General features: G+C 46.0%; 9 protein-coding genes and 1 pseudogene. 4 read left to right on the top strand and 6 right to left on the bottom strand.

The annotated features are described in order from the left end of the window. The first annotated feature begins 53 nt into the window (after nucleotides 1–53). Nucleotides 54–839, top strand: coding sequence for a serine O-acetyltransferase (gene cysE, locus HFV01_RS20460; protein ID WP_006670809.1), 786 nt, complete (start codon nucleotides 54–56; stop codon nucleotides 837–839). On the opposite strand, the gene HFV01_RS20455 is transcribed toward cysE, so the two are convergent. Further along, the gene (locus HFV01_RS20455; RefSeq protein ID WP_008049036.1) at nucleotides 836–1,414 is read right to left on the bottom strand and encodes an Npun_F5749 family FMN-dependent PPOX-type flavoprotein; all 579 of its coding nucleotides are present in this window, start codon (nucleotides 1,412–1,414) and stop codon (nucleotides 836–838) included. The two genes, cysE and HFV01_RS20455, sit on opposite strands and share 4 nt — an antisense overlap. On the opposite strand from HFV01_RS20455, the gene HFV01_RS20450 reads away from it, so the two are divergent. After that, a complete protein-coding gene (locus HFV01_RS20450) occupies nucleotides 1,404–2,471 on the top strand; it encodes a tocopherol cyclase family protein (protein ID WP_006621065.1) in 1,068 nt (355 codons plus the stop codon). The genes HFV01_RS20455 and HFV01_RS20450 overlap by 11 nt on opposite strands. A 481-nt stretch (nucleotides 2,472–2,952) precedes the next feature. On the opposite strand, the gene HFV01_RS20445 is transcribed toward HFV01_RS20450, so the two are convergent. Then, nucleotides 2,953–3,198 (bottom strand): hypothetical protein, encoded by a 246-nt coding sequence (locus HFV01_RS20445; RefSeq protein WP_157234368.1) that lies wholly within the window; start codon nucleotides 3,196–3,198, stop codon nucleotides 2,953–2,955. A gap of 132 nt (nucleotides 3,199–3,330) precedes the next feature. Here HFV01_RS20445 and HFV01_RS20440 point away from each other — a divergent pair, with 132 nt between their 5' ends. Both HFV01_RS20440 and HFV01_RS20435 read left to right on the top strand, forming a co-directional pair. Continuing rightward, nucleotides 3,331–4,458 carry an RNA-guided endonuclease InsQ/TnpB family protein gene (locus HFV01_RS20440; RefSeq protein ID WP_193520345.1) on the top strand — a complete coding sequence of 376 codons (1,128 nt, stop codon included), beginning with the start codon at nucleotides 3,331–3,333 and terminating at the stop codon, nucleotides 4,456–4,458. A 55-nt stretch (nucleotides 4,459–4,513) separates the two neighbouring features. Next, nucleotides 4,514–5,866: an ATP-binding protein gene (locus HFV01_RS20435; RefSeq protein ID WP_046319893.1), complete on the top strand. Its 1,353-nt coding sequence runs from the start codon at nucleotides 4,514–4,516 to the stop codon at nucleotides 5,864–5,866. 70 nt (nucleotides 5,867–5,936) lie between these two features. Here the strand turns inward: HFV01_RS20435 and HFV01_RS20430 are convergent, their stop codons facing one another. The 4 genes and pseudogenes from HFV01_RS20430 to HFV01_RS20415 all read right to left on the bottom strand — a co-directional run. Further along, a complete protein-coding gene (locus HFV01_RS20430) occupies nucleotides 5,937–9,122 on the bottom strand; it encodes a CHAT domain-containing tetratricopeptide repeat protein (RefSeq protein WP_193520344.1) in 3,186 nt (1,061 codons plus the stop codon). 154 nt (nucleotides 9,123–9,276) lie between these two features. After that, nucleotides 9,277–12,222, bottom strand: coding sequence for a CHAT domain-containing tetratricopeptide repeat protein (locus tag HFV01_RS20425; RefSeq protein ID WP_193520343.1), 2,946 nt, complete (start codon nucleotides 12,220–12,222; stop codon nucleotides 9,277–9,279). Between the two features lie 154 nt (nucleotides 12,223–12,376). Next, nucleotides 12,377–12,502, bottom strand: a complete 126-nt coding sequence (locus HFV01_RS20420) for a CHAT domain-containing protein (protein ID WP_006670715.1) — start codon at nucleotides 12,500–12,502, stop codon at nucleotides 12,377–12,379. Between the two features lie 19 nt (nucleotides 12,503–12,521). Then, nucleotides 12,522–13,493, bottom strand: a pseudogene (locus tag HFV01_RS20415) (tetratricopeptide repeat protein); the annotation flags it as partial. Nucleotides 13,494–13,637: the final 144 nt, after the last annotated feature.

Genomic DNA, 13,637 nt, shown 5'->3' with positions numbered 1-13,637 from the left:
CTCATCCGTTAACATAGATAAGTAATTTGTTTAACAGAAACTGGTTATTGATTGTGCTAAAGACCCTTCGAGCCGACTTTCGCATTATCTTCGATCGCGACCCTGCCGCTCGGAACTGGCTAGAAGTCATGTTCTGCTACCCCGGTCTGCAAGCGTTGCTATTTCACCGTCTCGCTCACTGGTTGTACTGTATCGGTTTACCCCTAATTCCCCGTCTGATATCTCACCTGTCCCGATTTATTACAGGCATTGAAATCCACCCAGGGGCTACCATAGGTCAAGGTGTCTTCATCGATCATGGTATGGGTGTAGTCATTGGAGAAACAGCCATTGTCGGAGACTTCTGCTTAATTTACCAAGGCGTAACCCTCGGCGGTACAGGTAAAGAAAGCGGTAAACGTCACCCCACCCTAGGGGAAAATGTAGTCGTCGGAGCCGGAGCCAAAGTTCTCGGTAATCTCCAAATTGGTAATAATGTTCGCATTGGTGCGGGTTCCGTAGTCTTGCGGGATGTTCCCTCTAACTGCACAGTAGTAGGGGTTCCTGGTCGCATTGTTTACCGCTCCGGTGTCAAAGTTAACCCCCTTGAACATGGCAGTTTACCTGACTCAGAAGCCGTAGTCATTCGGACTCTGCTAGATCGCATTGAAACCCTAGAGCAGCAAATGGAATCCCTACAGCAAGAACGGGTGGCGTTGGTGGAAAAAGTCCCTGTAGGAGCAGGTTTCCGCACCTATAACGGACAATATCAAACCTTAACTACCTCTGAAGGTACGCGCTCTAGCTGTCAGATTAAAAACAGAGCCATCCAAGAATTTTTAGACGGTTCTGGTATTTAAGGATTGACCGCCTTCCCTTTCCAAGTGCCATTACTTTGAGCATCATAAATTGTCCGATTCTGGGGCTCGCCGCGCAATTGTAAATGATCCACCCGCTCAGGTGTTAGCAGCAGGACCGAAAAATTGGGGGGTGGCTGTTGGGGAATGGGGTCGGGAGGGTCAAAATTAGCGTGGCCCGAGTCGCGCCGCTGTTGACCAGGATCCGGCCAGAAAAATTGACTTTTGGCTGCCTCTGATAACTCCTGCCAACTCTGATCACATAGATGCTCTGCGTACTCTACTATGGTTAACTGACCAGAGATGCGGAACTGTTCTCGGGTTTTCGGAAAATACCAGCAAGCCTCACCCCAAGGATTTTCGGCAATTTCTATCACCTTTTGGCTGCGGGTGTCCGTCACAAATTTAAGGCGATCGCCCTTAGTCATAAACCCCCTAAATACTACCGTCCGATTAGCCGGTCGTCCGTCCAGGCGAACCGTCGCTAACTGTAAATAACGGGAATAGGAAAGGCTACGGTTTCGGTGCATAGCCGCCACCAACGCTAATCTCCAGACAGGAGTTTTTATGATTGCCATGTTTGATTTGAAACCCATTACTGCTCTATCTACCCCCCACAATGGTTATCACTGGGAAGGCGGCGATCGCCGTTTTTTTGAAGGCTGGTATTATCGGGTCACTCTCCCCGAACCCCGTCAAACTTTCGCCTTCATGTACTCCATTGAAGACCCCAGCGGCGGACAACCCCACAGCGGCGGTGCTGCCCAAATTTTAGGACCAGATGACCAGTACCTCTGTCGGACTTTCCCTGATGTCAATAAATTCTGGGCATCTACCGACACCCTAGCTCTGGGTCATTGGGGAGACACTGACCTAAAATCTGCCCCCGGATATCTCGACTCTCAACTATTCGATCGCTTTATTCGTCAAGGATATCAGGGAACTGATACCCACCATCAAGGTCGCCTCAAAGATGGAACCCGTAACTGTAGTTGGGAATATACTATCACTCCCGTTTATGGGTGGGGACAACAACAGTCAACCGCTGGCTGGCTATCATTTCTGCCGATTTTTGAACCGGGATGGCAAATATTAATGGCTCACGGTTCGGCTACTGGCTGGATTGACTGGAATGGCACACTCTATCAGTTTACTAACGCCCCCGCTTACGGTGAGAAAAACTGGGGCGGCGCATTTCCTCGAAAGTGGTTTTGGGTTAACTGCAACTGTTTTGACCATATTCCTGATTTGGCTCTCACAGCAGGCGGCGGAAAGCGATCGGTATTGTGGTGGCTCGAATCCGTCGCTATGGTCGGTATTCACTATCGCGGTCAATTTTATGAGTTTGTCCCCTGGAATGCTCAAGTTCACTGGCAAATTGCACCCTGGGGAGATTGGCACATTCAAGCTGACAACGGACGGTTTCAAGTTTCCCTCCAGGCTACCACTACCTACCCCGGTACTCCTCTACGCGCCCCTACTCATCATGGCTTGCAATTCTGCTGTCGCGATACTATGAAAGGTGAAGTAACCCTACAACTCCGACAACAGGGACGCTTAATTCTGGAAGCCCATAGTTCCCTCTGTGGCCTGGAAACTGGAGGTGGTCCCTGGGATGAAACCTGGGTTCATTGATAGTTATGTTAAGTTTTGTAACAAAAAATTAAGCAATGTTAAAAAAAAATCATTTTTTGGGGGAGGGGGTAGCTTTTTGGGGAGACTCATGCTACTATTATAAAATAATGGGAATATTGACAGTTTTTTTATTTTGGCAAATATCCAATTATGTAAGAGTATGTCAATATAATACCAGAAATCCCCGGCTTTTGTCAACCCCTTGGGGCTAACTTGGCGGGCAAATTTTTTAAAATTGTCTAAAAAATCAACATATAAGCACAAGAATCTGTTACCATAGAGTAAATGACTGGGGCTGTGGCTCAGATGGATAGAGCAAGCGCCTCCTGAAGAATCGGGCACCATGTGGGGAAACCCCTTGTGTGAATGTGGTCAAACTCAAGGAAGCCTAAGTTTATGTGAACCATGAATAAGGTAATCTTGAGCCAAGCTCTAACCCCTACGGTTGGAGAAGGTGCAGAGACTGGTTTTGGGAGTTGGATTAAACGACTTCTTGAACATAACGGCCACCACCTAAGAGCATTCTATGAGTGCTTATGGTGAAGGGATAGTCCAGAGAGTGGGGAAACTCACACAAATCTGAAGCGCTAGGTCGCCGGTTCGAGTCCGGCCAGTCCCGTTGGAAATTAATCGCAGATGCTGATATGTAACTGCTGCGATCGCAGATAATAGTAGGTAGACCTAAAATTCTGGGGAGCCAGAATTTAATCCAAGATTTGCTTGACATCTTATGACAATAAGGTACAATACCCAAAAAGATTCGCAACTCAATAATGAGTATACGGTCAAACCCCAGACCATGCCAAATTTCCTTGACGACATACTCATCAAGTCGGATTCTTCATGGTAAAATCCAATCATGCCTTACAAAGCTTTCCGAACCAAACTAAAACTCAATGACCGTCAAGCCACCTTGATGGCCAAACACGCGGGGTATGCTCGGTTCGTGTTTAATTGGGGATTACACTTATGGAGGTCAGCTTATGAAGAGGGACTCAAGCCTAATATCAACTCCATTAAAAAGGTTTTTACGAATTATGTGAAACCTCAATATCCTTGGATGTCTGAATTGTCTTCTAAAGTTTATCAATATGCCTTCATTAATCTAGGGGATGCCTTTAAGCGCTTCTTCAAGGGAATAAGCAGTTATCCTAAATTTAAGAAGAAAGGCCACCATGATAGCTTTACCCTTGACAATTCCGGAAAGCCATTCAATCTGTCAGGAACTCGCCATAAGCTGCCTTTTGTGGGCTGGGTTTCTACATTTGAGGCTCTACCCGAAAGTTGGGTTAAGAAAGTCACTATAACGCGCCAAGCAGGTGACTGGTATATGAGCTTTTTTGTAGAAACCACACCAGAAATCACACCGAAATTCCGAGAGAGAATCGGGGTAGACCTAGGAATTAACAATTTGGCGACTTGCTCCGATGGGACAAAATTCTCTAATCCCAAGGCTTATAAAGCAGCGACCAAAAAACTAGCCAGATTACAACGCCATTTAAGTCGCAAAGTCAAAGGCTCAAAAAATCGGGCTAAATGTCTCTTAAAAGTTCAAAAGCTACATCAAAGAGTAGCTAATATTCGCCGTGACACGATTCATAAAATCACTACTTTTTTGGCTAAAAACCACAGCCAAGTCGTCATTGAGGATTTGAATGTGTCAGGTATGCTGAAAAATCATGGTTTGGCTGGTTCTATCGCTGATGCTTCATTTTATGAGTTCCGTCGTCAACTAGGTTACAAGGCAGAACGTTATGGTTCAAAGTTGATTATTGCCGATAGATTTTATCCATCCAGTCAACTGTGTTCTAACTGTGGCCATCGTCAAAAAATGCCCCTAGTCCGTCGGACTTTTGAATGTCCAAACTGTGGCTTGAAGATTGATAGAGATTTGAACGCCAGTATAAATTTAGAAAAATCGCCTGGTTCAGACGATTACACTTGTGGACGGGGTGCTGCCGACAGTCCCGGACGAAGCCAGAAATAAACATCAATATCCGGCTATGTCCGGTTTTGTTTAAGTTTTATAGAGCATAAATTAAATGTCCCTAAACCTTGGACGATTCTTTCGAGCCTGTAACCCGCGATACACTCTGAATATATCGAAACCTGAAGATCGACAATACTATATTGATTTTTCAACAGTTCGGGGTTCTAATGTAATTCGGGAACTGAAACGGACGATCACCTTTTCTGACCATCAACCTACCTGTCAATTATTTACCGGACATATAGGCTGTGGAAAATCCACCGAATTATCACGATTAAAAACTGAGTTAGAAGCGGATAAATTCCATGTAGTTTACTTCGAGTCTTCCCAGGACTTAGATATGGCAGATGTCGATATTAGTGACATCTTACTGGCGATCGCTCGCCAAGTTTCCCAAAGTTTAGAAAATAGTGGTGTCTGTCTGCAACCCAAACGCTTTCAAGGCATTCTGAAAAGCGCCGCCAACCTTCTGAATACAGAAATTACCAGTTTTCGGAGCAATATTCCCGTCGTCGGTGATATTGGTGTTAGCCAAGACTCCGAGGGTTTTTCTCTGGCTTTTGGGATTGGTGAAATTACCGCCAAAGCCAAAGACTCAAGGGATGTGCGATCGCTATTAAGACAACACCTAGAACCCCGAGTTAATAACATTATTGAAGTCATTAACCAGGAATTAATCACCCCCGCTCAACAACAACTACAGCAACGGGGACAAGCCGGATTAGTCGTGATTATTGACAACCTAGATCGCATCGATAATAAAGCCAAATTCGGCATCCGTACCCAACCAGAATATTTATTTGTAGATAGGGGTGAACAACTCAATAAACTTCTGTGTCATGTCATCTATACAATTCCCCTAATTCTCACCTTTTCCAACGATAAAGAAGCCGTTAGCAACCGCTTTGGTTCCCCCGCCAAACTGCTACCAATGGTCAGAGTCAAAGAACGAGACGGTAGCGACTGCGAACCCGGAATTAATCTGCTCAGACAAATGGTATTAGCACGAGCATTTCCAGAATTAAACCAAACCGATCGCCTCCGTGAAATCCCTAAATTATTTGACTCTACCAGCACCCTCGATTATCTCTGTCAGATGAGTGGTGGTCATGTGCGAAACCTGCTAATTTTACTATTTAATTGTCTACAAAAAGACGATCCACCCTTCAGTCGCACCATGATTGAACGGGTAATTAGCGAGAGACGCAACGAATTAGGAAAAGCCATCACCCCCGACGAGTGGGAACTTCTCCGCCAAGTTTCGCAGCAGAAAACCGTCCGAGGAGAGGAAGAATATCAAACTCTCCTCCGCAGTCTATTTGTCTTTGAATATTGCGATCATGATGGTAGTTGGTTTGACCTTAATCCCGTCTTAGAAGGCGCTAAGGATTTTGACAAAGATTAATTACCGCCCCCTCAGAAACCGGGTTTCTTTCCTGAGTTAGAGACCGAGAAACCCGGTTTCTTTCCTGAATTTACCGCCAATCTCCTTGAATAGTAAACGCACCCCAATAATAGGGAGACTGCCATTGACCCGAATTCCACATCTCTAATTGTGCTTGTCTTAAAGCTATAATGGGCGGTTGATTCTCATTCAACATCTGCTGATAAAACCTCGTCATTAACTGGGAAGTCGCCAAATCATTCACATTCCATAAACTCACCACCACTCGCCGCGCTCCTGCATACATAAAACCGCGAGTTAAACCCACTAATCCCTCTCCCCTCACTTCCCGACCTAAACCAGTCTGACAGGCGCTTAATACCACTAATTCGGCGGGTAAATTTAGGTTAAATATATCATTTAACCGCAAAAAGCCATTATCCGATTCTCCCTGGGGATTAAATAATGATAACACTAATCCTGATAATTCCGGGTTGACTGGATGAATTAACCCATGAGTGGCGAAGTGGATGATTTGATATTGCGATAAATTGGGGTGAGTCGCTAGGTAGCGGGAAGCCTCAAAATCTAAGGCTTTGATTCTTTCATTTTCCGGGAATAATTCCGCGATATTTTGGGCTTCCAATCGGCTATATTCTAAACGGTTTAACTGGGGGGCTGTATCTCCTAAACCTAAACTTCTGGTCGCCCTAGCTAAGGCTAAATTATCTAAGCTGGGAGGGTTATTTTCGGAGGATATTTGAGAATTTAAGCGCGGGTCGTTGGATTCAAAAATCGGGTCAGCAATCACCGCAACAGCTTTGGCAGCCGTCGGTCGATTGGCTAATTGTTCTCGTTGATTAGCAATGAGAGTAGCTGAGGAAGCGGTGACGATTTCATGTTCGACTAATAGGGGGGTATCGGGTTGAGAAGGTATGGGTAAAGCGGCAAAGGGAATGAATTGTAAAATCCCATCTGCGACTATCAATAACCGTTGATTATTCAGTTGATTAACTACGGGAGCAATCAAGATTTCACTCAGGGCTAATCCCTGTGCTACGGTGGTGGTATTATCAAGGTTAATCGCTTCTCGATAGGGGGCGGCTACGGCTTCGATTTCGGTTGAGTTGGGCAGGATATAGCTGGTGATACTATCCTTAGTCACCGCCCAGAGAAAACTGCGTTCTTCTCCTAGGTAATATTGTAACAGCAAGGTATCATCATCAAGTACCTGTTGCTGCACTTGTTCTAAGTTGAGAGGTTGGGGATATTGCAGGTTAGCATAGTTGGGACTGACTACCCTAATTTGGGTTTGTAGTTGATTGAGTTGATTAATGAGAGATTGGGATTGAGTTGTAAGTGCATCGATTTGTGCTTGGGTAAATTGACCCCGGGTGAGTTCATGGCGTTGATGTTCTATGGCATTGTGTTGTTGTATTAGGCTTTGTTCCTGCTGCAAAAGTTGGGGGTCTACGCCTTCACGAATATTCGCACCAGCCTCGGCGAGAAGTTCCAAAAGGCTGCGGGCGCGAGAACGTTCGCTGGCGTGAAAAGCGAGGGCATCATATCCTTTTTGGGGGTTTTGTTGATGCAGTTCCATTAACAATTCAATATATAATTGGTAACGGTCTTGAACGGTGGAGAAAAAGGTTTGGCGGAGTTCGCCGGGAGGGGCTAGGCTGCGGAGTTCTTCAGTTAAGTTAATCGCCTTTTCCATATTAACCAGGGCTTCGGTGAGTTCGCCTTGGGAACGTTGGAGAAAAGCCATACCGGTGAGGGTATAGGCTTCCCCCCGTCTATCCCCCACAGCCCTTGATAGGGGTAAAGCTTGGTTAAGGTAGTCTAGGGCTGTTTGTTTTTCTCCCAGGGAGTCGTACACACGGCCAATATTGGTGAGAGTAGTAGCTTCCATTCCTCTATCCCCCACAGCCCTTGATAGGGGTAAAGCTTGGTTGTAGTAGTCTAGGGCTGTTTGTTTTTCTCCCAGGGAGTCGTACACACGGCCAATATTGGTGAGAGTAGTAGCTTCCATTCCTCTATCCCCCACAGCCCTTGATAGGGGTAAAGCTTGGTTGTAGTAGTCTAGGGCTGTTTGTTTTTCTCCCAGGGAGTCGTACACAGCGCCAATATTGTTGAGAGTAGTAGCTTCCACCCGTCTATCTCCCACAGCCCTTAATAGGGGTAAAGCTTGGTTGTAGTAGTCTAGGGCTGTTTGTTTTTCTCCCAGGGAGTCGTACACAGCGCCAATATTGTTGAGAGTAGTAGCTTCCCCCCCTCTATCCTCCACAGCCCTTCTTAGGGGTAAAGCTTGGTTGTAGTAGTCTAGGGCTGTTTGTTTTTCTCCCAGGGAGGAGTACACAGCGCCAATATTGTTGAGAGTAGTAGCTTCCCCCCCTCTATCCTCCACAGCCCTTAATAGGGGTAAAGCTTGGTTGTAGTAGTCTAGGGCTGTTTGTTTTTCTCCCAGGGAGTCGTACACACCGCCAATATTGGTGAGAGTTCTCGCTTCCCCCCATCTATCCTCCACAGCCCTTACTAGGGGTAAAGCTTGGTTAAGGTAGTCTAGGGCTGTTTGTTTTTCTCCCAGGGAGTCGTACACAAGGCCAATATTGTTGAGAGTAGCAGCTTCCCCCCCTCTATCCTCCACAGCCCTTGATAGGGGTAAAGCTTGGTTGTAGTAGTCTAGGGCTGTTTGTTTTTCTCCCAGGGAGTCATACACAAGGCCAATATTGTTGAGAGTAGCAGCTTCCCCCCCTCTATCCTCCACAGCCCTTAATAGGGGTAAAGCTTGGTTGTAGTAGTCTAGGGCTGTTTGTTTTTCTCCCAGGGAGTCGTACACACCGCCAATATTGTTGAGAGTAGTAGCTTCCCCCCGTCTATCCTCCACAGCCCGATACAGGGGTAAAGCTTGGTTGTAGTAGTCTAGGGCTGTTTGTTTTTCTCCTAATAAATCATTAATTCTCCCCATACCTACCAGGGTGAAGGCTTCATTTCCCTTATCCCCAGCAGCGCGATAGAGTTCGCGGGCGGCTTGCAACTTTTCTAGGGCTTCTCGTAATGATTCGGCGGTTCCTTGTTGAAATAGTATGAATCCCTCATTTAACAATCTATCCGCTTCAGAATTACTGCTATTTTGGGCGATAATTATAGGCGTTGGTTGAGGGGATGATGAATTGGTTTTTAGCTGTGATGAGGTCGCCAGGACTGACTCCCCTAGCATCACGGATAATGTCGCTGTTATCAATCCTATTTCGATGAGTTGCTGTGGTTTAATCATGGGTTTATTTCTTGATTTTTGCAGACAATTTATGGGTAAGCAAAAGCTAAAAAATCTGGGTTGATTTGAGTCAGTCAATCCCCGCAAATTGAGCCATAATGTGGGGTTTCTTTCCTCAACCCAACCTCCGAATAAAGCTGGGTGGCTGTATTAATTACCGCCAATCTCCTTGAATAGTAAACGCACCCCAATAATAGGGAGACTGCCATTGACCCGAATTCCACATCTCTAATTGTGCTTGTCTTAAAGCTATAATGGGCGGTTGATTCTCATTCAACATCTGCTGATAAAACCTCGTCATTAACTGGGAAGTCGCCAAATCATTCACATTCCATAAACTCACCACCACTCGCCGCGCTCCTGCATACATAAAACCGCGAGTTAAACCCACTAATCCCTCTCCCCTCACTTCCCGACCTAAACCAGTCTGACAGGCGCTTAATACCACTAATTCGGCGGGTAAATTTAGGTTAAATATATCATTTAACCGCAAAAAGCCATTATCCGATTCTCCCTGGGGATTAAATAATGATAACACTAATCCTGATAATTCCGGGTTGACTGGATGAATTAACCCATGAGTCGCGAAGTGGATGATTTGATATTGCGATAAATTGGGGTGAGTCGCTAGGTAGCGGGAAGCCTCAAAATCTAAGGCTTTGATTCTTTCATTTTCCGGGAATAATTCCGCGATATTTTGGGCTTCCAATCGGCTATATTCTAAACGGTTTAACTGGGGGGCTGTATCTCCTAAACCTAAACTTCTGGTCGCCCTAGCTAAGGCTAAATTATCTAAGCTGGGAGGGTTATTTTCGGAGGATATTTGAGAATTTAAGCGCGGGTCGTTGGATTCAAAAATCGGGTCAGCAATCACCGCAACAGCTTTGGCAGCCGTCGGTCGATTGGCTAATTGTTCTCGTTGATTAGCAATGAGAGTAGCTGAGGAAGCGGTGACGATTTCATGTTCGACTAATAGGGGGGTATCGGGTTGAGAAGGTATGGGTAAAGCGACAAAGGGAATGAATTGTAAAATCCCATCTGCGACTATCAATAACCGTTGATTATTCAGTTGATTAACTACGGGAGCAATCAAGATTTCACTCAGGGCTAATCCCTGTGCTACTGTGGTGGTATTATCAAGGTTAATCGCTTCTCGATAGGGGGTAGCTACGGCTTCGATTTCGGTTGAGTTGGGCAGAATATAGCTGGTGATACTATCCTTAGTCACCGCCCAGAGAAAACTGCGTTCTTCTCCTAGGTAATATTGTAACAGCAAGGTATCATCATCAAGTACCTGTTGCTGCACTTGTTCTAAGTTGAGAGGTTGGGGATATTGCAGGTTAGCATAGTTGGGACTGACTACCCTAATTTGGGTTTGTAGTTGATTGAGTTGATTAATGAGAGATTGGGATTGAGTTGTAAGTGCATCGATTTGTGCTGTGGTAAATTGACCCCGGGTGAGTTCATGGCGTTGATGTTCTATGGCATTGTGTTGTTGTATTAGGCTTTGTTCCTGCTGCAAAAGTTGGGGGTCTACGCCTTCACGAATATTCGCACCAGCCTCGGCGAGAAGTTCCAAAAGGCTGCGGGCGCGAGAACGTTCGCTGGCGTGAAAAGCGAGGGCATCATATCCTTTTTGGGGGTTTTGTTGATGCAGTTCCATTAACAATTCAATATATAATTGGTAACGGTCTTGAACGGTGGAGAAAAAGGTTTGGCGGAGTTCGCCGGGAGGGGCTAGGCTGCGGAGTTCTTCAGTTAAGTTAATCGCCTTTTCCATATTAACCAGGGCTTCGGTGAGTTCGCCTTGGGAACGTTGGAGAGAAGCCATATTGGTGAGGGTATTGGCTTCCCCCCCTCTATCCTCCACAGCCCTGAATAGGGGTAAAGCTTGGTTAAGGTAGTCTAGGGCTGTTTGTTTTTCTCCCAGGGAGTCGTACACAAGGCCAATATTGTTGAGAGTAGTAGCTTCCATTCCTCTATCCCCCACAGCCCTTAATAGGGGTAAAGCTTGGTTGTAGTAGTCTAGGGCTGTTTGTTTTTCTCCCAGGGAGGAGTACACAGCGCCAATATTGTTGAGAGTAGTAGCTTCCCCCCCTCTATCCTCCACAGCCCTTCTTAGGGGTAAAGCTTGGTTGTAGTAGTCTAGGGCTGTTTGTTTTTCTCCCAGGTCGGAGTACACAAGGCCAATATTGCTGAGAGTAGTAGCTTCCCCCCCTCTATCCTCCACAGCCCTTCTTAGGGGTAAAGCTTGGTTGTAGTAGTCTAGGGCTGTTTGTTTTTCTCCCAGGGAGGAGTACACAGCGCCAATATTGTTGAGAGTAGCAGCTTCCCCCCGTCTATCCTCCACAGCCCTGAATAGGGGTAAAGCTTGGTTGTAGTAGTCTAGGGCTGTTTGTTTTTCTCCCAGGTCGGAGTACACATGGCCAATATTGTTGAGAGTACCAGCTTCCCCCCCTCTATCCTCCACAGCCCTTCTTAGGGGTAAAGCTTGGTTAAGGTAGTCTAGGGCTGTTTGTTTTTCTCCCAGGGAGTCGTACACAAGGCCAATATTGTTGAGAGTAGTAGCTTCCCCCCCTCTATCCTCCACAGCCCGATACAGGGGTAAAGCTTGGTTGTAGTAGTCTAGGGCTGTTTGTTTTTCTCCCAGGGAGTCGTACACAAGGCCAATATTGTTGAGAGTAGTAGCTTCCCCCCCTCTATCCTCCACAGCCCGATACAGGGGTAAAGCTTGGTTGTAGTAGTCTAGGGCTGTTTGTTTTTCTCCTAATAAATCATTAATTCTCCCCATACCCAGCAGGGTGACGGCTTCATTTCCCTTATCCCTAGCAGCGCGATAGAGTTCGCGGGCGGCTTGCAACTTTTCTAGGGCTTCTCGTAATGATTCGGCGGTTCCTTGTTGAAATAGTATGAATCCCTCATTTAACAATCTATCCGCTTCAGAATTACTGCTATTTTGGGCGATAATTATAGGCGTTGGTTGAGGGGATGATGAATTGGTTTTTAGCTGTGATGAGGTCGCCAAGACTGACTCCCCTAGCATCACGGATAATGTGGCTGTTATCAATCCTATTTCGATGAGTTGCTGTGGTTTAATCATGGGTTTATTTCTTGATTTTTGCAGACAATTTATGGGTAAGCAAAAGCTAAAAAATCTGGGTTGATTTGAGTCAGTCAATCCCCGCAAATTGAGCCATAATGTGGGGTTTCGTTCCTCAACCCAACCTCCGAATAAAGCTGGGTGGCTGTATTAATTACCGCCAATCTCCTTGAATAGTAAACGCACCCCAATAATAGGGAGACTGCCATTGACCGGAATTCCACATCTCTAATTGTGCTTGTCTTAAAGCTATAATGGGCGGTTGATTCTCATTCAACATCTGCTGATAAAACCTCGTCAGCTTGGTTGTAGTAGTCTAGGGCTGTTTGTTTTTCTCCCAGGGAGTCGTACACACGGCCAATATTGGTGAGAGTAGTAGCTTCCCCCCCTCTATCCTCCACAGCCCTGAATAGGGGTAAAGCTTGGTTGTAGTAGTCTAGGGCTGTTTGTTTTTCTCCCAGGTCGGAGTACACATGGCCAATATTGTTGAGAGTATTAGCTTCCCCCCCTCTATCCTCCACAGCCCTGAATAGGGGTAAAGCTTGGTTGTAGTAGTCTAGGGCTGTTTGTTTTTCTCCCAGGTCGGAGTACACATGGCCAATATTGTTGAGAGTACCAGCTTCCCCCCCTCTATCCTCCACAGCCCTTCTTAGGGGTAAAGCTTGGTTGTAGTAGTCTAGGGCTGTTTGTTTTTCTCCCAGGGAGTCGTACACAAGGCCAATATTGTTGAGAGTAGTGGCTTCCCCCCCTCTATCCTCCACAGCCCGATACAGGGGTAAAGCTTGGTTGTAGTAGTCTAGGGCTGTTTGTTTTTCTCCCAGGGAGTCGTACACAAGGCCAATATTGTTGAGAGTAGTAGCTTCCCCCCCTCTATCCTCCACAGCCCGATACAGGGGTAAAGCTTGGTTGTAGTAGTCTAGGGCTGTTTGTTTTTCTCCTAATAAATCATTAATTCTCCCCATACCCAGCAGGGTGACGGCTTCATTTCCCTTATCCCTAGCAGCGCGATAGAGTTCGCGGGCGGCTTGCAACTTTTCTAGGGCTTCTCGTAATGATTCGGCGGTTCCTTGTTGAAATAGTATGAATCCCTCATTTAACAATCTATCCGCTTCAGAATTACTGCTATTTTGGGCGATAATTATAGGCGTTGTTTGAGGGGATGATGAACTGGTTTTTAGCTGTGATGAGGTCGCCAGGACTGACTCCCCTAGCATCACGGATAATGTCGCTGTTATCAATCCTATTTCGATGAGTTGCTGTGGTTTAATCATGGGTTTATTTCTTGATTTTTGCAGACAATTTATGGGTAAGCAAAAGCTAAAAAATCTGGGTTGATTTGAGTCAGTCAATCCCCGCAAATTGAGCCATAATGTGGGGTTTCGTTCCTCAACCCAACCTCCGAATAAAGCTGGGTG

Source organism: Limnospira fusiformis SAG 85.79 (genome assembly GCF_012516315.1).
Classification (GTDB): domain Bacteria; phylum Cyanobacteriota; class Cyanobacteriia; order Cyanobacteriales; family Microcoleaceae; genus Limnospira; species Limnospira fusiformis.
The sequence above is the reverse complement of the archived record's forward strand: the minus strand, read 5'-3'. Positions and strand labels throughout refer to the sequence as shown.